We start from the raw sequence: 21,624 nt of genomic DNA, 5'->3' as shown, positions 1-21,624 counted from the left end.
AAAGAAATTACCATTAAATTTTTATGAAAAAACTTTCATTATTATTACTTTTTCCTGCAATGTTAGTGGCGCAGGAGAAAGCAACAACCACACCTGCTAAACAAGAAGGTAAGTACGATACCAACAAGTTTAGCCAAATGTACGATTTGTTGGCAACTCCAAACATGTTTCGTACGGCTTCTGGAGCTCCAGGGCCAGCTTATTACCAACAGCAAGCAGATTACAAAATTGATGTTGAATTAGATGATAAAAATTCAAAATTAAGCGGGTCTGAAACAATTACCTACACTAATAATTCGCCAGATAGTCTGGAATATTTGTGGGTGCAATTAGATCAAAATCAAGCAAGAGCAAATACACAAAGCACATTGGCGGAAAGCGATAAAATCAGTCAGGTTCTTGCGCTTGATGGCTTTTCTTCTAAATATTTGAAAAAAGATTTAGAGCGCGGTTTTAATATCGAGCAAGTTAAAGATGTTAAAGGAAATCCGATGTCTTATACGATCAATGAAACGATGATGCGTATTAATTTGACTTCGCCTTTAAAACCTGGAGAGAAAATTTCTTTCTCAATCAAATGGTGGTACAATATCAACAATTATAGAAAAGAAGGCGGTCGTTCAGGATATGAACTATTCGAGAAAGACGGTAATAAATTATATGTAATTGCACAATTCTATCCAAGAATGGCGGTTTACAATGATGTTGAAGGATGGCAGAACATGCAATTCTGGGGAAGTGGAGAGTTTGCGCTTCCTTTTGGAAACTTTGATGTAAATATTACAGTGCCTGCAGATCACGTAATCGATGCAACTGGAGAATTGATGAACAGAAGCGAAGTATTTACAGCTGAACAAGTAAAAAGATACGAGCAAGCACAAAAATCATTTGACAAACCTGTTGTTATTGTAACACAGGCAGAAGCAGAGGCGGCTGAAAAAGGTTTCTCTGACAAGAAAAAAACTTGGAAATTCAGTGCTAAAAATGTTCGTGATTTCGGAATTGCTTCTTCTAGAAAATTCATTTACGATGCAATGGCTGTAAAATTGAATAATAAAGTGGTAATGGCAGAGTCTGTTTATCCAAAAGAAGCAAATCCGCTTTGGGGAGAAACTTCAACAATGACTGTTGCACATACTTTAAAAAGCTATTCTGCACATACTTTTGATTATCCTTATCCAAAAGCAGTTTCTGTTTCTGCAGAAGATCAAGGAATGGAATATCCGATGATTTGCTGGAATTTTGGTCGTCCGGACGAAAATGGAGTGACTAGCAAAGAGGTGAAAAATGGAATGATTGGTGTTGTTATTCACGAAGTAGGGCATAATTTTTTCCCAATGATCGTAAATTCAGATGAGCGTCAATGGACTTGGATGGATGAAGGTTTGAACTCATTTTTAGAGTATTTAGCAGAACAGGAATTAGATCCAACTTTCCCTTCAAGAAGAGGACCAGCTAAAAATATTGTTCCTTACATGAGTGGTGATCAAAAGTTTTTGGAGCCAATTATGTCAAACTCTGAAACAATTCACCAATTTGGAAATAATGCTTACGGAAAACCAGCTACAGGTCTTAATATTTTAAGAGAAGTAGTTATGGGAAGAGAATTATTCGATCATGCATTCAAAACGTATGCAAACAGATGGAAATTTAAGCACCCAACTCCAGAAGATTTCTTTAGAACAATGGAAGATGCTTCTGCAGTAGATTTAGATTGGTTCTGGAGAGGATGGTTCTATTCTACAGATTTTGTAGATATTGGAATTAAAGATGTAAAACAATATTATGTTTCTGATACTCCGACGACAGATATTAAAGATGTAAAAGTGAGAAAAGGACGTTTTGGATTCGAAAAAGGGCCATTTGTTTACTTGGTTGCCGGAGATAATGCAGAAGTAAATAGCTCTAAGAAAAAAGCTTTAAAAATAGAAGATTTCAAGCCTTTGGCAGATTACGTAGATCAGACTTTTACAGCTGAAGAAAAAGCTTCTATTAAATCTCCAAAGTATTTCTACGAAGTAGAATTTAATAAACCAGGCGGAATGATTATGCCTATTTTAGTTGAGATTACTTATGAAGATGGTTCTAAAGATAATTACAAATACCCAGCGCAAATCTGGAGAAAAAGTAATGATACAGCTAAGAAGGTTTATGCTACTACAAAAGCAATTAAGAGTATTCAAATTGACCCACAATTGCTAACAGCAGATATTGATGTAACCAATAACTCTTGGCCAAAAGTAGAAACAAAGTCGAAATTTGACTAAATAGAATAAGGATTAGAATGAAAAGTTCATCAGGTTTAAAAGCTTGATGAACTTTTTTCTTTTTAGGAAATGCATTTTAAAGGACTTTTTAAGTTAATTTTAAAACACTAACCTGAAAAGTTTAATATCTTTGCGACAACAAAAATAAAAGTTATGTTTGGTATAGGAGGAGGAGAATTAGTTTTCATACTGTTTATAGTGCTAATGCTTTTTGGTTCTGATAAAGTGCCAGAAATTGCGCGTACAATGGGGAAAGCAATGGCTCAATTAAAAAATGCAACTAATGATATTAAAAGTGAAATTCAGAAAGGGGCAGAGGCAAATGGTCTTGATGCGAAATCTTTGAATGATCTTACAGGAAATATCAATGCAGAAATTAATAATGCAAAATCTAATTTACTTGGAGATACAGGAAACCTTTTAGGAGATACTGCAACTGAAATAGAAAAAGTAAAAGAAGATATTGATAACCTTTCTGGACCTATTAAACGCCAAATGTAATGCTTGAAAAAATACAGGAATTAGATAAAGAACTTTTAATCTTTCTTAATGGATTAGGCTCTGAAACATTCGATAAATTATGGCTTATTATAACCAATCAGTTGTATTGGACGCCATTTTTCTTATTTCTATTCTATCTTATTTATAAAAAAATAGGAGGAAAACAAACCCTGTATTTATTGTTTTTTATTGCTATTCTGATTGCTTTTACAGATCAGACTTGTAATTTATTTAAACATACTTTCCAGCGTTTGCGACCATGTAATGATCCTGAAGTAAATACTATTATTCGTGTTGTTCAAGTTAGGCAATCATATAGCTTTTTCTCAGGGCATGCAGCTAACACGATGGCGGTTGCGACTTTCTTATTTTTGATTTTAAAACGTTACTTTAAATATTTAGGATTCTTATTTCTGTGGCCTTTAATCTTTGCTTACAGTCGAATTTATTTAGGATTGCATTATCCAGGTGATATTCTTACTGGGTATTTCTTTGGAGCACTCTTCGGATTTTTACTTTATTTAGTTTATAGAAAGTTAAAGCCGCAGTATTTTCCAGGATAGATTTTTTTTAAGGTGCTAAGATTCTGAGATACTAAGATACTAAGGTTTATATATTAATTGCCTCCAGCTTTAGCTGGAGGTTTTTTTATGGACAAATGAAAGGCTTTAGCCAAATTAAGATTACTTAATTTGGCTAAAGCCCTTTATTTTAGATTATGTTCCTCCAGCTAAAGCTGGGAGGCAACCCAATAGTATATTTTTAGTTTAAAAGCTTAGAATCTTAGAAACTTAGCATCTTTAAAAAGAACTTAGAACCTTAGCTCCTCATTATCTTAGAAGCAAAAACTTACAATACCCTCGAAACCGTCAATCCATCGCGAATTGGTAATAAAACCGTCTCTACTCTCGGATCATCTTTCAAAAGTTGATTGTATTCTAAAAGTACTTTTGTGCTAACATCGTTTGGATGAACTGGCTCCAGAATTTTTCCGCTCCACAAAACATTATCCGATAAAATGATTCCGCCTTTATTCATTTTTGGAACAATCATTTCCCAATAGTTCAAGTAGTTTTCTTTGTCAGCATCTATAAAAACCAAATCAAATTTTAAGTCTAAATCTGGAATAATATTTACGGCTTCACCTAAATGTTGAAAAATTTGTTTTCCCCAAGGAGACATATCAAAATATTTTCGTTGAAAATCAATCAATTCTTCTTTGATATCAATTGTATGTAATTTACCATTTTCTTGCATTCCTTCGCATAAGCATAAAGCCGCATAACCGGTATAAGTACCAATTTCGAGAATATTTACAGGACGAATCAATTTAGAAAGCATGCTTAAAACACGGCCTTGAAAATGACCGCTCAGCATTCTTGGCAAAAGTATTTTTTGATAGGTTTCTTTATTTAGTTTTGCCAGTAATTCTGGTTCTTTTTCAGAATGCTGTTCGATATAATCTTCTAGTTCTTGAGATATAAAATGCATGTTGTAGTATCTTGTAATTTGAAGACAAAAATACAAAAATATCTGCTTGCGATCGGGCATAAAAAAACCATTCGTTTTGCGAATGGTTTCTGTTAGGATTTAGATGAAGTTTATTTTTTCAAAGCCGCATCTACATCTTTAGCTGTTTTTACAGTTCCGTCTTTTGCGGCTTTTGCAGCATTTTCTACTTTTTCAGCTCCTTTTTTAGTAGCGTCTTTTACGTCAGTTGCTGTTTTCTTAGCGGCATTTTCAACATCATTTGCGGCTTTTTTAGTAGCATCTTTTACGTCTTGAGCTGCAGTTTCTGTCGCATCTTTTGCTTTAGTAGCGGCATTTTCGGCTTTGCTTACTGCAGTATCTTTTACTTCTTTGATATCTGTTGTTAGAGAATCAACTTTGTTGCCAAGAGTTAATTCGTCTTCCGCAGGTTTGTTTTCTTTTTTCTCGCATGATTGAACAGCGAATGCTAATAAAGCAATTACAGCTAATGTCAAAATTTGTTTTTTCATAATTTCAATTTTTTTAGGTTGATAAAACTTAAAGGTTAAATGGCTGAAAAATAAAATTACAAATTTTAAAATGATTGAGCTCTTTGTAAGATTATTTTTTCTTTTGAGAGCAAAACAATTCTTGTGCCAAATTTTGATTTTTGTGCGCTTGCTGTTTAATTTTTTTTTGCGAAAAATTAGTTTTTGTATAGACTGAAATTAATAACAATATCATCTTTAACTTTAATTAATCCCGCCATTTTTACGGGAGCTTCTAATTCAATATCAGAGAATTTTAAACTCAAAGTTCCTTGAATTTTGTCGTCGTTATTGTATAATATGAAATCTTTGTATTTTAATGTTTTGTCGGTAATATAAAAGTTTAGTTTGCATTTGTAATTTTTCCCACAAGGTTTTATATCACTAATGGAAACAGTACTATTCGGGAATTTCTTAACCTTTACAGTTCCTTGTAAATCTTTAGTCATTACTTTATTGCCGCAATCAAAATTCGACATTTTAATGTCGGTATTAAAAGTGTTTTTTTTGATTGAATTTACAAAGACTGTATCTTTTATAGCAAAGGTATTAGAGCAATTGTATTTGCCGACAGTTGATAAACCTGTGATTTCTATCTTTATTTTATTTATTACCACAGCCGTATCTTCTGGAAAAAAAGTGGGTTTAGCACTTCCTAATAAAAAGAACATTGCTAAACCCATAATTAATATTGAAAATCTTGTTTTCATTTTTTTTATATTAGAACGCAATGGTTGCTTCGAATACTAAACCTTCAAATTTACCACCATAAAAGTTGTTTAGATTTCCAGTAGCAGGATCTCCTGTAAATTGTGAGTAATCTTTATATTTTTGATTAACGTAGTTTAATTTAGCTAAAATGTTTTTAGTCATAAACCAACCAGCGCTTGCTTCAAATTTATCTACGGTAACCTTTTTAGCGTCAGCATTAGATAATTTTCCAGATACGGTATTGTATTTTCCTCCGATATAGAATTGTTCAGTTCCTCCAAATCTGTAAATAAGTTCTGAAGCATATTGATTAGCTGTACGTTTGTCGTCAGTACCGGCTTTATCACCTCCTGAAGCCAATTCGATTGTTCCGAAGAATTCAAGTCCTTTATATTTTACAAAAGGGTTAATCATGTATGTCGTAGCCCAATTTTTGAAATTAGGATTGAATGTTGCCTCTGGAGTAGATGTCTTACTAAAACTAGTAGCAACATCGGTTGTAGTTGTAGTAACAACACCGTTAGCATCGGTTTTAGTAATGGTATTTTTATAAGGATTATTATTCAATATACCCCAATAACCAAATCCTGATCTGTTAGCAGAATATATGTTTGCGTTACCAAGATTTGCATTATGATAAAGAGAACCAGTTAATCTTACTCTTAAATCTTCATTAAGTTGTTTGTCATAACCTAATTTAGCTAAGATTGAAGGACTATGCGTTGTATTAGTGTTTGGTCCGCTAGTATAAAAAACTTCTTCATTACTTTGATTTAAATTACCATTTGTAACACCTAACATGCTTACCAATCCGTCTCTGTTGTAGTAAACCTCCATACCCATTTCTGTAGTGAAAGAATACATGATGTTGTTTCCAACAAATGCATTTCGGATTGTATTACCATTATCAGAACCTCTGAAGTGAGCATCACCAAAATTGTTCTCCATTTGTCCAATTTTAATTGTAGCATATTTCATGAAATCAGCCAGGAAATCTTTTTTGATGAAGTCTAGTTTGTCAATTTGTAAGTATCCACCTTTTACATAAGAATCATTATGGTGTCTTGAAGCTAAATAAATATCTAAATTTACTCTTACCCCGTCAAACAATTGAGCACCAATATACATATCAGCAGCAGGAAGCGTAAAATTGTTTTCAGTATTCATTAAGCGATATCCTGAAATTGTTCTAGTGGTAGTTCCATTAGGAGTAGTAGTCGTAGTAGTAATGTTAGCAGGTTGATCGTTGAATGAATTTGTTGCTTGAAAATCCATGTTGAAAGCACCACCAAGATCAATACTAAGACCTTTAAATTCTCTAGTATCTTTTTGTACGTCAAAAACATTGATACCATCTTTTCCTCTAGAGATTTGGTTTTGCATGTTTCCAAAACTAACTTGTGCCTGAACAGCAAATGTGCTGATCAATGTAACGAATAGAATATAAATTTTCTTCATGGCGTTTATAAATTAAAGTTTAAATTAAATTTTATAGTCAGGTCTTGACCTGTTTTTATTGTCCCAAGCATTGCTGTCGGTGATTTCATTCCGAAATCTGTAAATGTGATTTTGTTGCTTCCTTGAAGATTTAATCCATTTGCGGTAACAGTAGTTTTTACAGTAGTTTTGTAAGCTTTGCTAACTCCAGCAATGGTATAAGTTCCAGTTAATTCCCAAGTTGTTTCATTTACTTTTTCAGCAGATTTAAGAACATATTTAATGTTTTTGTTTTTGTCTGTTTTTAAAGTCTCATAAGCCACTTTATCCATACTTTTTTTCTCACTTTTTACGCTTTCGGCTAAAAGAGTTACAGTCAAAGCTTCAATGTCGGTTAGTTTTCCGTTGGCAATATTTAATGATGCTGTTCCAGTTCCAGAAGTTGATTTCATTTCCCAGTCGTGAAGCGTAGAAGTACCCGCAACAGAAAAAGTTGACTTGCTGTCTAAAGCATATGATTTTTGTGCTGTTGCAAAAGAGCTGATTCCTAAAAATGCTGTTACAACGGCGAAAAGTTTTAATGTACTTGTTTTCATTTTTGTCATGTTTATATTATAAAAAATAAGTTAATAGTCGGCCAGTTTCTATTTAGTACTAAGAATGTTGTTTTTAACTTGTATCAAAGATCCTTCTATAAATCAGCTTTATACATGATAAAAATCATTGTTAAAATTTTATTAAATAGGTATTTAATAACTACAACGTTTTCATTTTCTATAGAATTGATCAGTTAAGCAAAAAGAGAAGCTTGATTTTATTGAATTGCTATTTTTTAACATTTAATTCGAAGAGATAAAATGTTAAAAATGAAGATTTTTTAACATCAAGATTTAGCTTAAAATAATATTGAAAATTACAGTTAGATCTTTTCCTGCTTTTACAACTCCCAAGGCAGCTTTTGGAGGTGTCATTTCAAAATCGCCAAAAGTAATTTGATTAGAACCTTGTAAAATGATGCTCCCTTTATTAGTAGTTACTTTTACCTGAGTTTTATATTCTTTACTCACTCCAGCAATAGTGTAAATTCCTGTTAGATTCCAAGTGTTGTCATCTATTTTTTCTGCAGATTTTAATACGTATTCAATATATTTATGTGTTTCAGTATCCATGGCCTCATAAGCTACTTTGTCCATGCTGGCTTTATAGCTTTTTAGGCTTTCGGCCAATAAGGAAACACTTAAACTATTTATGCTGGCAAGTTTAGAATCTTTAATAATTAAGTTAGCGCTTCCTGTTCCTTCTGTAGATTTCATTACCCAGTCGTGTACTGTAGAGGTTCCCGCTACTTCAAAAGTTGAGTTTGCAGCTATGCTATAATTTTTTTGAGCATTTGCCTCTAATGCCATTGTTGTAAAAATAATTGTCAGTAAAAATGATTGAATTGTTTTCATGTTGATAAAGTATAGGTTAATCATTCAAATCAGGAAGTTTTAAGATTCAATTAGTGGTTAAAGAATCAAAAGCTATCCTTATTTCTTAGACCAAAATTATCGCGCGCGCGAAGAACATGAAATGATAAAAATCATGGCTAAACTTTTATTAAATTATTATAGTAAAGAGTGCAAAGGCTTATTAATGCTATGGTTATGCCCATTCTAAGGAAATGAAGTTTTGTGTAAATATTTGTTTTTTAGTTTGTTGCGTGTTTTGGTTGAGAATGGCGATATTGGTTTTCTTGTTTTATTTTTTGAAAAGAAATCAAGAAAAAAGGAGGTAAAATGCTTTAAGTTTTAGAAAACACTGGAAATAAATTAACTTTGCGAACGATGCAAATGGAGAAAAAAGACATAAGAGCCTTATCAAAAGAACAGCTTCGCGATTTTTTTGTTGAAAATGGAGATAAAGCTTTCAGAGGAAATCAGGTTTACGAGTGGTTATGGAGTAAAGGCGCTCACAGTTTTGAAGACATGACAAACGTAGCAAAAGCTACAAGGTCTATGCTTGAAAATAATTTTGTAATCAATCATATTAAGGTTGACACAATGCAAAAAAGTAGCGACGGAACAGTAAAAAATGCCGTTAGACTTCATGATGGACTTGTAGTAGAGTCTGTTTTAATTCCGACTGAAACCAGAACTACTGCTTGTGTTTCTAGTCAGGTTGGCTGTAGTTTAGATTGCAATTTCTGTGCAACTGCAAGATTAAAGAGAATGCGAAATCTAGAGCCAGGCGAAATTTACGATCAAGTGCTAGCAATCGACAAAGAAAGCCGTTTGTATTACAATCATCCGCTTTCTAATATTGTTTTTATGGGAATGGGAGAACCTTTAATGAATTACAACAATGTCATTAAAGCAATCGACATGATTACTTCTGAAGAAGGTTTAGGAATGTCTCCAAAACGAATCATGGTTTCGACTTCAGGAATTCCTAAAATGATTAAAAAAATGGCAGATGATGACGTGAAGTTTAAACTAGCAGTTTCTCTACACTCAGCGATAGACGAAACGCGCGCTCGAATTATGCCTTTTAGTAAAAATTTCCCTCTAAAAGATCTGAGAGAGGCTTTAGAATATTGGTACAGAAAAACTAAAAGCAAAATTTCTTACGAATATGTGGTTTGGAAAGGAATTAACGACGATAAAGCTTCAGTTGATGCTTTGGTTAAGTTTTGTAAATATGTGCCTTGTAAGGTCAACTTAATTGAATATAATCCAATTGATGATGGTGAATTCCAACAAGCTTCAGAAGAATCAATTATGGCTTACATAAAAGCTTTAGAAAATATCGGGGTAGTTGTAAAAGTGAGAAGAAGTCGAGGAAAAGACATTGACGCCGCTTGTGGACAATTAGCGAATAAAGAAGCAGAATAATATTTGCTAAAAAATATTCCGTTAGGAATATCTCGTTGGTAGAAAAAAATATTCATAATGATAATTGTGTCCCATAGGGACATTTGATCGGTTTTTAACGATAAAAAAAAGCATTAAAAACGAGATAACAATTCTTGTTCTTAATGCTTTTTTACTGGACAAAAAGGATGTTTATTTTTTCAAATCTACTTCTTCAGTAACTCCGTCTTTTGTTACTTTTGCAAGCGTATCACACTCTCCGCTACCATAATCTATTGTTGCCGTAGCACCATTTTTAGTTATAGAAACAATTCCTTTTACTGCAAAAGATTTTCTGCAAGACGCATCAAACTCTAATGGAGTTGTAATTTCTGCCGAGAAAGTATCTCCGTTAGGGAAAGTTGTAGTGCCACTTCCGGTAATCATAAAGACATTATCATCCCAATCAAACCATGTGTCATAACCAGAAGTCATTTCTTTTGTTAAAGTTCCTTTTCTAGAATAAACTTTTCCATCATCAAAAGTAATAGTTAAATCTATAGCTGCTGTTGATACTGGGTGCGGCGTTACTAATAAATTGGTTTCTTTAATTGTTCTGACAATACTTTTGCTTCCCTGAATTTTTTTGCCATTATGATAAAATCCTTCAAAAGTATAGCTGATTGTTTGTGTAGAAGAAGTAAAATCGTTTGCAAAAGAAACAACCATTTTACCTTTTACTGTATTTCCGTTATTTAAAGTACAGCCTTCAACACCAAAATCTACTGTTTTTGTCCAAGTATTATTGGTCAAAACGGTAGTAATTGTAGCACAGCTAGGAAGATAATTTTTTATAGGTCCGCTTGGTTTTGAATTTACATTGAGCTGAGAGCTAAATTGATCTTCGGCAATATTAGTAACATCTTCTACAGAAGCATCGATTTTAGAGTTGGTTATAATCTCATCGTTGGTAATCGCCGCTGTCGATCCCGATCCGTCATTTGTTTTTTCATCAGAATTACAGCTGACGAAAAAAGACATAGTAATACAAGTACTAATTAATAAAAGCTTTGTTTTCATAAAATAATAATTTTGGGTTCTTTTAAGTTAATGAATTCAAATCAGTATTAGTTAGAGCTATTTTTGGAGTTTTTTTTTCAGGTTAAGGCATAAATTATTTAAATCCTAACCTAAAATACACAACGTATTTTTATTTAAAATAGTATATTTGGAGTCTAAATGAATATTACATCTCAAATAAAGCGTACCATTTTTAACGAGATGGAACTTTTCGAAAAAAAGTTCCATGAGTCGATGACTTCTAAGGTTGCCTTACTAAACAGAATCACTTATTATATCGTAAACCGTAAAGGAAAACAAATGCGTCCGATGTTTGTTTTTCTTACTGCAAAAATGGTTTCAGGCGGTACAGTAAACGAAAGAACCTATCGCGGAGCGTCAGTAATTGAGCTTATTCACACCGCTACTTTAGTACACGATGATGTTGTAGATGATAGTAATCGCCGTCGCGGATTTTTCTCAATTAATGCACTTTGGAAAAATAAGATTGCCGTTTTAGTTGGAGATTATTTATTGTCTAAAGGTTTATTGCTTTCTATTGATAATGGCGATTTTGATTTATTAAGAATCATTTCTGTTGCCGTTCGTGAAATGAGCGAAGGAGAATTGCTTCAAATCGAAAAAGCAAGAAGACTCGATATTACCGAAGATGTTTATTACGAAATTATCAGAAAGAAAACTGCAACGCTTATTGCCGCTTGTTGTGCGCTTGGCGCGAAAGCCGTAATTGAAGATGATGTACAGGTAGAAAACATGCGTAAATTCGGTGAATTGATAGGAATGGCATTTCAAATCAAAGACGATTTATTTGATTATAGTGAAGAAGCCATCGGAAAACCAACAGGAATAGATATTAAAGAGCAAAAAATGACATTGCCTTTAATTCACGTTTTAAATACTTGTACTCCACAAGAAAAAAAGTGGCTGATAAATTCTATTAAAAACCACAACAAAGACAAAAAACGCGTAAAAGAAGTGATTGCTTTTGTAAAAGATAATAATGGTTTGGCTTACGCCGAAAACAAAATGGTCGAATTCCAGCAGGAAGCACTTGCATTACTTCAAAACTTCGAAGATTCTGAGTATAAAGATGCGCTGACTTTGATGGTGAATTATGTTATTGAGAGAAAGAAATAACTTTTTAATTGAAAAATTGACTTTAAATATAAGATAAACAAAAACCTCTTTTAAAATTTTTAAAAGAGGTTTTTGTTTATAATGAAGCAAATTTTACTCTGCTGTTTCAATTTCTGTTTCGGATTCTGGTTTTTTCTTAAATTCATTGATAACGCCAAATAATGCCATCAAGCTAAATATTCCCCAGCCAATAGCCCAATATAAACTACTATTGGAGGAGTTTTTTTCTTTTTCCTTTGCTAATTCTGATTTTGGATTTGCAAGGTTAAAATCTGGGTCACCTTTAAGATAGTAAACAGTCAATTTGTTTGATTTTGGAAGGTCAACGTCAAAAGTATGTTCTCCTTCATAAGTGTTCCCATCCAAATCAAAATGATACCTAAATTTGTAAGTCTTCATTGGTATGCCAGCAATTTTAATCGTAGTCTCTTTATATTCATCATATAATTCCGCTTGGATTGTTGAATTGTCGAAAAGCATTTTTTCATAATTAGAGATTGCTTTGTTGTCTCCGCCTTTAATGTATTCAGTAGAGCAGTTTTTACAGCAAAAAACGGCAATAAAAAGAACTAGAATTGAGTAAAATTTGTCTTTCATTTAATTGGTTTTAGGTTTGTTTTTGGTAAATTTTTCGAAAGTAAATATAATAGATTTAATACGTAAATGTGTATTAATTAGAAAAACTTGCTTTAATAACGTTTAAGGAAATTCTCAATGTATTTAAGAATGCTTAGAGATTAGTATGTCTTATGTGAGAAGTTTACTTAAGTTTACATTAATAAGAGCCAATAACCCAATCTCGTTTTTGGAATTTATTTTTTTGAAAATTTTTCATACTTCATGCAACCATTTCAAATCGACAATCGTCTATGCTAATAGAAGTCTATTTCTAAAACCAAAACCAAAAGCTTATTAATGAAAATTATACCATTGCATCAAGAAGAAACCAAAATCATAAAGCTGGCTGTCGAGAACAATCGTCAGGCACAGCAGCAGATTTATGGTAAATATTCTTCTAAAATGTTAAGTGTGTGCCGTCAATATATAAAAGACATTCAATTAGCAGAAGATGTAATGATAACGGCTTTCATGAAAGTGTTTACAAATTTGAAAAACTTTGAACACAAAGGAAGTTTTGAAGGTTGGATCCGCCGAATTATGGTTAACGAATGCATTTCCTACTTAAGAGTTCAGAAAAAAGTAAAATTTGCCGAAGATGAGTTTTTTGTAGAAGAAAGCTTTAATGAAATTGACAGTCATTTTACCGTAGAACAGATTCAGTATTTAATTGATGCTTTGCCGGACGGCTATAAAATGGTTTTCAATTTATATGCAATTGAAGGTTACAAACACAATGAAATTGCCAAGATGTTAGGAATTAATGAAGGAACATCGAAATCGCAATTATCGCACGCCAGAAAAATGTCGCAAACACAAATTACTATTTTAAAAAACAAGATAATGGAACCGAATAATTTTGAAAAGGATTTCCGTGAAAAGCTAAATCAACGCGAAATAGAACCAAGTAACAAAGCTTGGGATCGATTGGATGCGATGTTGAGCGTGACAGAAGAAAAGAAACCTAAGAAAAGCAAAAAATGGCTTTATATCGCAAGCAAGTTTTGTAGGGTTTTTATTGGTCGGCACAATCTATTTTAATCGTTCCGAAACTGTAGAAATTAAAAAGAATACACCAATAGTTTTAGAACAAAAAATAAATAAAGACACTTTAAATGTAGTAGGAGTAAATAAAGATGAGGTTATAAATATTAATAACCATAATCCGAAACGAATAATGAAACATGTTCAAGCTGTTGTTGAAATTCATAATCAAAACAAGAATTCAGAACAACTTGCAAGTAAAGTAGAGTCTTCAATTAAGGATGATTTAAAAGGAGATAGTGCAACAGTTAGTTCTTTTGAAAATAAGAATCACCAATCTGAAAATAAAAGCAAATACATTTCGGCAGAACAATTATTGGCAGAAGTTAATGGTAAAGTCGAAACAAAAACTACTGACGAAATAATTAGAAAAAACAGAAAAAGCGGTTACAGTAAATCCTAACGATTTGCTTTTAAATGCCGAAACAGAATTAAATCAATCTTATAGAGAGTCTGCGCTAGATAAATTTAATAAAAATTTGAAAGCTGTAAAAAGTGCTATAGCAAATAGAAATTACGAAGAATAAATAAAGAATCATCAATCATCAATCAAAAAACGAAAATCATGCAAAAAATTATATTAATTACAATGATGATAGTTGCTTTGGCAACTAAATTATCAGCACAAGAGAGTGGCAGTTATAAAAAAGTTTTAGACTGGACTTATTGGCAACATGACCCTGTAAAATATGAAATGAGTTTTGAGAAAAATCCGGAATCTACCGATCAAAATATCTTTACAATAAAATCAGTTCAAAGTAAAATTAAAGGTTTTGGGAGTCTTACGAAAACCATAAAATCTAATTTATATCAGGATAAAACGCTTAAAATGACTGCTTATGTAAAGACAGAAAATGTAAATTCATGGGCTGGACTTTGGATGCGTGTCGATTATTATTCAGCTCGCGTACTTGCTTTTGATAATATGCAGAACAGACCTATAAAAGGTTCAACTAATTGGACAAAATATGAAGTTGTTTTATTTGTGCCAAAGGATGCAACATCAATTTCTTATGGAGTTTTATTAGACGGAACTGGCCAAATTTGGTTTAAAGATGTAAAACTTGAAGTGGTAGAAAATACTGTTCCAGAAACTGGAGAAAATAAAGGACGAGATCCTAAAGAAATTTCATTTGAAGTAAGGGCAAAAGCGATTGCTGATCAAATTACAAAAATAACAGATGACGAAAAGAAAGCTTTAAAAATAGAAGTAGATTCATTAGATAATCAAGTCTCAAAAGGAATAATTTCTAAAGAAAAAGGAGAAGAACTTAAATTAAATAGAGCAAAAGTTCGTGCCGCTGCTATTGAAACAAATGTTGCTATCGAAGAAAATAAATTAAGCCAATTAGTTCAAGATAGAGTTGATGGTAAAATTGAGACAGAAAATACAAATAAAAACAAAGGGGCAAAAATTGTAATTGGAGATTGTAATGATTGTGATAAAGAGGATCAAACAATCATTAATCTTACTTCTATGAAAGTGTATCATGGTCAAAAAGATGTTGATAAACGCCAATCAAAAAGAACTACTACTCAATTCGTTTTTGCTTTTGGAGTAAATAATTTAGTGACAGATGGTCAAGTTGCGCATTCAGATTTTAAATATTTGCCGTCTCACTTTTATGAATGGGGGATAACTGGGAACACTAGAATTTTAAAAGACGATAATTTGTTGCATTTTAAATACGGAATGTCTCTGATGTATAATAATCTGCGGGCGACAGATGATCGTTATTTTGAAAAAAATGGCGCACAAACCGATTTAGTGACAAGCCCTGTACATTTAGACGAATCCCGATTTAGAAATGTATATGTAATGGTGCCATTGCATTTGGAGTTTGATTTTACTAAGAAAGAAGTTCGAGATGGAGTTAATTATTTTAAATCTCATAAAAGTGCTAGAATTGGTATAGGAGGTTATGCAGGATTTAGAGTGAAATCAAAACAAATTTTATGTTTTGATGATGAGGTTGGAAATGATGTAAAGCAAAAAACAAAGGGTAATTTCAACGTAAATGATTTTAATTATGGGCTAAGTACATACGTTGGTTACAAATCAGCAAGTTTGTATTTGAAATACGATTTACAGCCTTTATTTGAAAAAAATAATGTTGATCAAAATAATATTTCGTTAGGATTACGCTTCGATTTCAATTAAAAATAAAATTAAGTTTAGTTAGTGAAAAGGCATCTCGAGAGAGATGCTTTTTTTGGTTTAAAATGATTAAAAGTCCAACAAGATTTGCGTATTTTTGCAAGCTCTCAACTTTTAAAATTTAATACACTTTGATTTCACAAAGCACCATTGACTCTGTTTTTGAAACTGCTCGAGTAGAGGAGGTTATCGGCGATTTTGTCAATTTAAAACGCGCAGGAAGTAATTTCAAAGGTTTGAGTCCGTTCTCCGATGAGCGTTCGCCTTCGTTCATGGTTTCGCCAGCAAAAGGAATCTGGAAGGATTTTAGTACAGGAAAAGGCGGGAACTCTGTTAAATTTTTAATGGAACACTCGCAGTTTACTTATCCAGAAGCCATTCGATATTTAGCTAAAAAATACAATATCGAAATTGAAGAAACAGAACAGACAGAAGCAGAAAAAGCAAATACAGATCTTCGTGAAAGTATGTACTTGGTTTCTGAATTTGCGGCTAAATATTTTCAGGATGTTTTGATTAATTCTGAAGAAGGAAAAGCAATTGGTTTATCTTATTTTAAAGAAAGAGGATTTACCAATGAAACTATTAAAAAATTCAATTTAGGATATTCTCCAGAAACTTGGGATGCTTTGACGAAAGAAGCCCTTGGGAAAGGTTATAAATTAGAATTTTTAGAAAGTACAGGTTTAACAATTCCAAGAGAAGACCGTCCGTTTGATCGATTTAAAGGACGTGTAATGTTTCCAATTCAAAGCATGTCTGGACGTGTCCTAGGTTTTGGAGGACGTATTTTAACCAATGATAAAAAAGCGGCAAAATACCTAAATTCGCCAGAAAGCGATATTTACCATAAAAGTAAAGTCCTTTACGGAATTTATCATGCAAAGCAGTCTATTGCCAAACAGAACAATTGTTATTTGGTTGAAGGTTATACCGATGTGATTCAGTTTAGTCAAGCAGGAATTGAAAATGTTGTGGCATCTTCGGGAACGGCATTAACACCAGATCAAATTCGTTTAATAAATCGTCTTACTAGAAATATCACCGTTCTATTTGATGGAGATGCTGCTGGTTTGCGCGCTTCTATTCGAGGAATTGATTTAATTCTGGAAGAAGGAATGAACGTAAGAGTTTGTTCTTTTCCTGACGGAGAAGATCCAGATAGTTTTGCGCGAAAAAATTCTCATGATGATTTAGTTGCTTACTTAGAAAATAATAGTAAAGACTTTATACAGTTTAAGGCTTCGATCTTAATGGGCGAAGCTAAAAACGATCCTATTAAAAAAGCAGATCTAATTCGTGATATGGTTGCAAGTATTTCTAAAATACCAGATCGTATTCAGCGAGAAGTATATATTCAGGAATGTGCTCGAATTATGGATATTTCAGAGCAGGTTCTAACAAGTACTTTGGCACAGCTAATTCAGAAAGATATTGCTGAAGCGAATAAAAAGCAGAAACAGGAACAAAAACCTTTTGAGGTAGTTAGAAATCAGCCTGCACAAACAGGAACGTTTTCAGGAGGAGATCCAGAAGATCCAAGAACAGGACCGCCAGAAGGTTACGATTATCCTGGAGATCCAGGGTTTTATCCTTCACAACAAACTCAAAAAGTAGATATCTTATATGAATTTGAAAGAAAAGTCATTGAGGTTCTGCTTTTATACGGAAGTATAGTAGAAGATTTTGAAGATGTTTTCTTGAAAGCAGATGAAGAAGGAAATGTAAAAGAGGTTTCTGAAAAAAGGCAATATAAAGTATACCAAAAAATATATTTAAGCCTTCAGGAAGATGAGATAGAATTGTCGAATGTTTTATTTAAAAATATTTACACTAATATTATTGATTTTTATAATCAGAATGAGAAATTTAGTTTAGATAAATATTTGATGCATTTGGAGCCTGAATTTGCTCAGGAAGTAACCAATATTTTAATGGAAGACGAAAGGTTGACTATTCATAATTGGGAAGGACAGAATATTTTTCCGAAACAAAAAAGTGAAACGATCGAGCAAAATGTTTCTGAGACCATATTTGCTATGCGATGGTATTTAGTATCTGCAATTATAGCAGAATTAAAGAATTCTCTTTTAACCAATCCGCAAGAAGACAATTCAGAAACTTTGAGTATGGTTATTGACTATTCTAAATTGTTGAATAGCTTTTCGAAGAAACTAGGACGAGTAGTAGTACCTTATCACTAAAAAAAGAAAAAACTCTATCTAATATGATAAATCAAAATAGATAGAGTTTTATAAAGTTTTTCGATTCTCTTAAAAAGGCTAAGATTTTCGATTTTTGATTAAATAATTTCTAAAGTCTTAGCTTTGTTAACTAAGTCAACCAAATTTGTAACGTTTAATTTAGTCAATAATCTTAGTTTGTAAGTACTGATCGTTTTTTCGTTCAGATTTAAGATTTTAGAGATTTCATTATTTTTCTTACCATCACTTAAATAACGTAAAACCTCGATTTCACGGTTAGAAAGTTTTCTGTACAGACGCTCACTTTTGCTTTGTTTAGCGATAAGTGCCATGTTTTTGCGTACTGTTTCGTTGATGATAATTTTTCCTTCGTGTACTTTAATAATAGAATGACCTAATGTTTCAAGTTTTTCTGTTTTGTGTACATACCCAGAAACTCCTGCTTTGATTGCGTTTGGAGCGTACATTTGCTCAGCAAGATCACTGAAAATAACAATTTTTGTTTTTGGGAAATTTTTCAAGATTGATTTAATTTCAAAGATACTTGAAAGACCTTCTAACTCTAAATCTAGAATTAAAATGTCAATTTCCTTCGTTTGAAGGATATCTCTAACCATTGAAAAATTGCCGACATTGGCAACAATTGAAATTTGATCGTGGTCTTTAAAATAAGACTTAACGCCAAAGTGCGTCACAGGATGATTGTCTGCTAGACATACTTTAATCATAATTTTTACCTTTTTTAGAATTGTTCATGTTTTTGGAATGGTAAAATTAATAAATAAATTCTGTAATAACTCGCAGAGAATGTTAAAATGTATTATTTTAACGTTTTTGGTATCAAACAAACTGGAATTGGATCCATTTTATGCTTGTTGTTGGTGTTTAGTCGTTTATAAATTTCAAAGACAGATTTTTCTCTCCCTTCGAAGTCAGATGCCGATTTTCCTGACTCCGCGGCTAACATTGCCCATTCCAATTCATCATAACTTGCTCCTAATTGGTCTTCATCTGTACGATTGTCTCCAAATAACCCATCGGTAGGAGCTGCTGTTAAAATTGATTGCGGAATTTCTAAAAATTCTCCTAATGCGTACACATCAGATTTCATTAAATCAGCAATCGGACTTAAATCTACGCCGCCATCTCCGTATTTTGTGTAAAAACCTACACCAAAATCTTCTACTTTGTTTCCTGTTCCAGCAACAAGTAAGCCATGAATTCCTGCCAAATAATATAAAGAAGTCATTCTGATACGTGCACGCGTGTTGGCCAAAGCTAAACTTACTTTTGCAAGCATCATCTGTTGTAGGTACAGCATTTTTAAATGATTCGAAAGTTTCTGTCAAATCGGTCTTAACATCAGAAACATTTGGGAAACGTTTTTTTAACTGTTCAATATGCTCTCTTCCTCTTGAAACTTGGCTTTCTGCCTGATGAATTGGCATTTCTACACATAAAACATTCAGTCCTGTCTGTGCGCATAAAGTTGAAGTTACTGCAGAATCTACACCACCAGAGATTCCAATTACAAAACCATTTACTTTTGCATTAGCAACGTAATTTTTTAACCACTCTACAATGTGCGTATTTACTTTTTCTGTCTGAATTGTGCTTTTTTTAGCCATAATAGTTTAAGTTTTAAGATGCAGGGATGTATATTTGCAGAATTATTTTGAGTATCCAATTACTTAAAATTCTGATAACACAAATCTAATTAAAATAAAATGAAAATTTATCGCTTTGCAGTGGTTCTATGCCTGTTTTTTTTGTCTTGCAACCAAAAAAGTAAGGTTGAAAAAGAAGTAGAAGAAATTCCTGTTGATGTTAAAGTAGAACGATTTGATAAGGTGTTTTTTGAAACCAAACCGGAAGATCTGGCGAAAATAAAAAAACAGTATCCGTTTTTCTTTCCTGGCAACGATGATAATATCTGGATTCAGAAAATGAATGATCCTATTTGGAGAGAAGTTTATGATGAAGTTCAGAAAAAATATGGCAATTTTGAACCTGTTCGCAAAGAGTTTAATGAGCTTTTTCAGCACGTAAAATATTATTTTCCTAAAACCAAAATTCCTAAGGTAATCACCGTTATTGGAGAAATGGACTATAATGCAAAATCGATTTATGCAGACAGTCTTGTAGTTGTGGCTTTGGAATTGTATTTAGGAAAAAATCATAAATTTTATGAGTTTCCAAATTACCTGAAAGAGAATTTTGAAGAAAGACAAATTATGCCAGATGTGGTTTCTAGTTTTTCTTATCGAAATATTCCAAATTCTGTAGACAAGAGTTTGGTCGCTCAAATGGTTTTTGAAGGGAAGCGTCTTTATGCAAAAGATTTGCTTATTCCTGAATATACAGATGCAGAAAAAATGGGATATACTCCTGAGCAAATAAAATGGTGCGAGGAAAACGAAGCGTATATGTGGCGCTATTTTATAGAAAATGAAATGCTGTACAGCGATGATCCAAAATTGAAAGCAAGATTTATCGCTCCAGCTCCTTTTTCTAAATTCTTTTTAGAAATAGATAACGATTCTCCAGGTCGAGTGGGAGCTTGGATTGGCTGGCAGATGGTACGTTCTTACATGAAAAATAATAGTAATGTTTCTTTGGCAGAATTGTTTAAGATTGAGCCAAAAGAAATCTTCGAAAAATCAAAATATAAACCTAAGAAATAATGGCAAATATAAACTCAGAGATTAGATTTAATATAGAATTGGATGAAAACCGCGTTCCTGAAAAATTAACATGGAGTGCGCAAGATGGTGGAGTTCAAGCCGAAGAGGCAAAAGCGATAATGTTGTCAATTTGGGACAGCAAAGCAAAAGAAACAATGCGTATTGACTTATGGACAAAAGATATGCCAGTAGACGAAATGAAAATTTTCTTTCACCAGACTTTAGTGGCAATGTCTGATACTTTTAAACGTGCAACAGATGACGAAAAAATGTCTGACACGATGAAGGACTTCTGTGACTACTTTGCAGAAAAACTGGAACTTACGAAATAGTTAAATCTCATGATAAATTAAATTCCAAATTCTGATCTTAAAGATTGGGTTTGGGATTTTTTATTTTGTAAATTGTCTAAGCAAAACAAATTATATGCTGTTTCCTTTTCTTGTGAGCCTTGTCGGATTATTTTTTTTACTTGCTAATGCGATACGTTTTTACATGACCTGCAAAAACAGAGATGTTTTATATCGTATTATTACAGTTTATTTGGTTCTTCTGTTTTGTGTAGAATTGCTTTGTAATATTATCGGAATTCTTTATCCTAATTCTAATTTTTTCCTTTCGCATTACTATTTTATTTTTCAGTTTATCACGCTAAACTTGTTTTTTTATAAAAAGTTTTACAAACAAACGATTAAAGAAGATTATAGTAATAGTGTTTATTTCGGTGTCGCTTTTTTTAGGATGTCAATATTATAATAGGCCCTCGCTTTATTGGGAATTTAATTTGGCAGAAGTCACAATAACATCTATTCCGCTGCTGTTATATGCTTTCTATTTTATTGTGTCAAATTTAAAAGCAGATAAGCATAATTATTTCTATTTCTGTAACGGACTAATTATTTATTTAATGAGTAGTGCTGGTATTTTTTTATCA

20 protein-coding genes and 2 pseudogenes are annotated in these 21,624 nt (G+C 32.5%); 12 read left to right on the top strand and 10 right to left on the bottom strand.

Going from position 1 to position 21,624, the window contains the following annotated elements:
- Positions 1-23: 23 nt before the first annotated feature.
- The 3 genes from P5P87_RS12240 to P5P87_RS12230 all read left to right on the top strand — a co-directional run bounded on the left by P5P87_RS12240 (position 24) and on the right by P5P87_RS12230 (position 3,331).
- Positions 24-2,267 (top strand): M1 family metallopeptidase, encoded by a 2,244-nt coding sequence (locus P5P87_RS12240; RefSeq protein WP_198854371.1) that lies wholly within the window; start codon positions 24-26, stop codon positions 2,265-2,267.
- Positions 2,268-2,420: 153 nt separating this feature from the next.
- Positions 2,421-2,768: a Sec-independent protein translocase subunit TatA/TatB gene (locus P5P87_RS12235; RefSeq protein ID WP_198854370.1), complete on the top strand. Its 348-nt coding sequence runs from the start codon at positions 2,421-2,423 to the stop codon at positions 2,766-2,768.
- Positions 2,768-3,331: a phosphatase PAP2 family protein gene (locus P5P87_RS12230; protein WP_278022712.1), complete on the top strand. Its 564-nt coding sequence runs from the start codon at positions 2,768-2,770 to the stop codon at positions 3,329-3,331. The genes P5P87_RS12235 and P5P87_RS12230 overlap by 1 nt, the downstream gene beginning before the upstream one ends.
- A gap of 286 nt (positions 3,332-3,617) precedes the next feature.
- Here the strand turns inward: P5P87_RS12230 and P5P87_RS12225 are convergent, their stop codons facing one another.
- The 6 genes from P5P87_RS12225 to P5P87_RS12200 all read right to left on the bottom strand — a co-directional run bounded on the left by P5P87_RS12225 (position 3,618) and on the right by P5P87_RS12200 (position 8,385).
- On the bottom strand, positions 3,618-4,259 hold the full coding sequence (locus tag P5P87_RS12225; protein ID WP_278022711.1) for an O-methyltransferase: 642 nt from the start codon (positions 4,257-4,259) through the stop codon (positions 3,618-3,620).
- Between the two features lie 110 nt (positions 4,260-4,369).
- Positions 4,370-4,768 (bottom strand): hypothetical protein, encoded by a 399-nt coding sequence (locus P5P87_RS12220; protein WP_278022710.1) that lies wholly within the window; start codon positions 4,766-4,768, stop codon positions 4,370-4,372.
- 176 nt (positions 4,769-4,944) lie between these two features.
- Positions 4,945-5,496, bottom strand: a complete 552-nt coding sequence (locus P5P87_RS12215; protein WP_198854366.1) for a hypothetical protein — start codon at positions 5,494-5,496, stop codon at positions 4,945-4,947.
- A gap of 10 nt (positions 5,497-5,506) precedes the next feature.
- Positions 5,507-6,955, bottom strand: a complete 1,449-nt coding sequence (locus tag P5P87_RS12210) for a hypothetical protein (RefSeq protein WP_198854365.1) — start codon at positions 6,953-6,955, stop codon at positions 5,507-5,509.
- A gap of 5 nt (positions 6,956-6,960) precedes the next feature.
- Positions 6,961-7,530 carry a YceI family protein gene (locus tag P5P87_RS12205; protein WP_233073997.1) on the bottom strand — a complete coding sequence of 190 codons (570 nt, stop codon included), beginning with the start codon at positions 7,528-7,530 and terminating at the stop codon, positions 6,961-6,963.
- Between the two features lie 294 nt (positions 7,531-7,824).
- Positions 7,825-8,385, bottom strand: coding sequence for a YceI family protein (locus P5P87_RS12200; RefSeq protein ID WP_198854363.1), 561 nt, complete (start codon positions 8,383-8,385; stop codon positions 7,825-7,827).
- A 375-nt stretch (positions 8,386-8,760) separates the two neighbouring features.
- Between P5P87_RS12200 and rlmN the strand changes: the two genes are divergently transcribed.
- Positions 8,761-9,807 (top strand): dual-specificity RNA methyltransferase RlmN, encoded by a 1,047-nt coding sequence (gene rlmN, locus P5P87_RS12195; protein ID WP_177210825.1) that lies wholly within the window; start codon positions 8,761-8,763, stop codon positions 9,805-9,807.
- 171 nt (positions 9,808-9,978) lie between these two features.
- Here rlmN and P5P87_RS12190 read toward each other — a convergent pair whose 3' ends face one another.
- On the bottom strand, positions 9,979-10,845 hold the full coding sequence (locus P5P87_RS12190) for a hypothetical protein (protein ID WP_278022709.1): 867 nt from the start codon (positions 10,843-10,845) through the stop codon (positions 9,979-9,981).
- Between the two features lie 159 nt (positions 10,846-11,004).
- Between P5P87_RS12190 and P5P87_RS12185 the strand changes: the two genes are divergently transcribed.
- Complete coding sequence (locus P5P87_RS12185; RefSeq protein ID WP_278022708.1) at positions 11,005-11,982, top strand: polyprenyl synthetase family protein; 978 nt, start codon at positions 11,005-11,007, stop codon at positions 11,980-11,982.
- 93 nt (positions 11,983-12,075) lie between these two features.
- Here P5P87_RS12185 and P5P87_RS12180 read toward each other — a convergent pair whose 3' ends face one another.
- Complete coding sequence (locus tag P5P87_RS12180; protein ID WP_198854360.1) at positions 12,076-12,579, bottom strand: hypothetical protein; 504 nt, start codon at positions 12,577-12,579, stop codon at positions 12,076-12,078.
- A 318-nt stretch (positions 12,580-12,897) separates the two neighbouring features.
- Here P5P87_RS12180 and P5P87_RS12175 point away from each other — a divergent pair.
- The 5 genes and pseudogenes from P5P87_RS12175 to dnaG all read left to right on the top strand — a co-directional run bounded on the left by P5P87_RS12175 (position 12,898) and on the right by dnaG (position 18,006).
- A pseudogene (locus P5P87_RS12175) lies at positions 12,898-13,457 on the top strand (RNA polymerase sigma factor).
- On the top strand, positions 13,444-13,641 hold the full coding sequence (locus tag P5P87_RS25905) for a hypothetical protein (protein WP_340696679.1): 198 nt from the start codon (positions 13,444-13,446) through the stop codon (positions 13,639-13,641). Before P5P87_RS12175 ends, P5P87_RS25905 begins: the two are co-directional and overlap by 14 nt.
- The gene (locus P5P87_RS12170) at positions 13,619-14,047 is read left to right on the top strand and encodes a hypothetical protein (RefSeq protein ID WP_278022707.1); all 429 of its coding nucleotides are present in this window, start codon (positions 13,619-13,621) and stop codon (positions 14,045-14,047) included. The genes P5P87_RS25905 and P5P87_RS12170 overlap by 23 nt, the downstream gene beginning before the upstream one ends.
- A 162-nt stretch (positions 14,048-14,209) precedes the next feature.
- Positions 14,210-15,805: a hypothetical protein gene (locus P5P87_RS12165; protein WP_278022706.1), complete on the top strand. Its 1,596-nt coding sequence runs from the start codon at positions 14,210-14,212 to the stop codon at positions 15,803-15,805.
- Between the two features lie 128 nt (positions 15,806-15,933).
- On the top strand, positions 15,934-18,006 hold the full coding sequence (dnaG, locus tag P5P87_RS12160; RefSeq protein WP_198854356.1) for a DNA primase: 2,073 nt from the start codon (positions 15,934-15,936) through the stop codon (positions 18,004-18,006).
- Between the two features lie 98 nt (positions 18,007-18,104).
- Here dnaG and P5P87_RS12155 read toward each other — a convergent pair whose 3' ends face one another.
- Positions 18,105-18,734, bottom strand: coding sequence for a response regulator transcription factor (locus tag P5P87_RS12155; RefSeq protein ID WP_008467169.1), 630 nt, complete (start codon positions 18,732-18,734; stop codon positions 18,105-18,107).
- 92 nt (positions 18,735-18,826) lie between these two features.
- Positions 18,827-19,634: pseudogene (nadE, locus tag P5P87_RS12150) on the bottom strand (NAD(+) synthase).
- Positions 19,635-19,733: 99 nt separating this feature from the next.
- Here nadE and gldB point away from each other — a divergent pair.
- The gene (gene gldB / locus P5P87_RS12145; protein ID WP_198854354.1) at positions 19,734-20,690 is read left to right on the top strand and encodes a gliding motility lipoprotein GldB; all 957 of its coding nucleotides are present in this window, start codon (positions 19,734-19,736) and stop codon (positions 20,688-20,690) included.
- A complete protein-coding gene (gene gldC, locus P5P87_RS12140; RefSeq protein WP_164515351.1) occupies positions 20,690-21,022 on the top strand; it encodes a gliding motility protein GldC in 333 nt (110 codons plus the stop codon). The genes gldB and gldC overlap by 1 nt, the downstream gene beginning before the upstream one ends.
- Positions 21,023-21,624 lie beyond the last annotated feature (602 nt).

Source organism: Flavobacterium ginsengisoli, from assembly GCF_029625315.1.
Classification (GTDB): Bacteria; Bacteroidota; Bacteroidia; order Flavobacteriales; family Flavobacteriaceae; genus Flavobacterium; species Flavobacterium ginsengisoli.
This window is presented reverse-complemented; position numbering and strand designations above follow the sequence as displayed.

What these genes read in the sequence shown, in the direction of transcription:
- P5P87_RS12240 (WP_198854371.1), top strand. Translation starts at nt 24, where the DNA reads ATGAAAAAACTTTCATTATTATTACTTTTTCCTGCAATGTTAGTGGCG.
- P5P87_RS12235 (WP_198854370.1), top strand. Translation starts at nt 2,421, where the DNA reads ATGTTTGGTATAGGAGGAGGAGAATTAGTTTTCATACTGTTTATAGTG.
- P5P87_RS12230 (WP_278022712.1), top strand. Translation starts at nt 2,768, where the DNA reads ATGCTTGAAAAAATACAGGAATTAGATAAAGAACTTTTAATCTTTCTT.
- P5P87_RS12225 (WP_278022711.1), bottom strand. Translation starts at nt 4,259, where the DNA reads ATGCATTTTATATCTCAAGAACTAGAAGATTATATCGAACAGCATTCT.
- P5P87_RS12220 (WP_278022710.1), bottom strand. Translation starts at nt 4,768, where the DNA reads ATGAAAAAACAAATTTTGACATTAGCTGTAATTGCTTTATTAGCATTC.
- P5P87_RS12215 (WP_198854366.1), bottom strand. Translation starts at nt 5,496, where the DNA reads ATGAAAACAAGATTTTCAATATTAATTATGGGTTTAGCAATGTTCTTT.
- P5P87_RS12210 (WP_198854365.1), bottom strand. Translation starts at nt 6,955, where the DNA reads ATGAAGAAAATTTATATTCTATTCGTTACATTGATCAGCACATTTGCT.
- P5P87_RS12205 (WP_233073997.1), bottom strand. Translation starts at nt 7,530, where the DNA reads ATGAAAACAAGTACATTAAAACTTTTCGCCGTTGTAACAGCATTTTTA.
- P5P87_RS12200 (WP_198854363.1), bottom strand. Translation starts at nt 8,385, where the DNA reads ATGAAAACAATTCAATCATTTTTACTGACAATTATTTTTACAACAATG.
- rlmN (WP_177210825.1), top strand. Translation starts at nt 8,761, where the DNA reads ATGCAAATGGAGAAAAAAGACATAAGAGCCTTATCAAAAGAACAGCTT.
- P5P87_RS12190 (WP_278022709.1), bottom strand. Translation starts at nt 10,845, where the DNA reads ATGAAAACAAAGCTTTTATTAATTAGTACTTGTATTACTATGTCTTTT.
- P5P87_RS12185 (WP_278022708.1), top strand. Translation starts at nt 11,005, where the DNA reads ATGAATATTACATCTCAAATAAAGCGTACCATTTTTAACGAGATGGAA.
- P5P87_RS12180 (WP_198854360.1), bottom strand. Translation starts at nt 12,579, where the DNA reads ATGAAAGACAAATTTTACTCAATTCTAGTTCTTTTTATTGCCGTTTTT.
- P5P87_RS25905 (WP_340696679.1), top strand. Translation starts at nt 13,444, where the DNA reads ATGGAACCGAATAATTTTGAAAAGGATTTCCGTGAAAAGCTAAATCAA.
- P5P87_RS12165 (WP_278022706.1), top strand. Translation starts at nt 14,210, where the DNA reads ATGCAAAAAATTATATTAATTACAATGATGATAGTTGCTTTGGCAACT.
- P5P87_RS12155 (WP_008467169.1), bottom strand. Translation starts at nt 18,734, where the DNA reads ATGATTAAAGTATGTCTAGCAGACAATCATCCTGTGACGCACTTTGGC.
- gldB (WP_198854354.1), top strand. Translation starts at nt 19,734, where the DNA reads ATGAAAATTTATCGCTTTGCAGTGGTTCTATGCCTGTTTTTTTTGTCT.
- gldC (WP_164515351.1), top strand. Translation starts at nt 20,690, where the DNA reads ATGGCAAATATAAACTCAGAGATTAGATTTAATATAGAATTGGATGAA.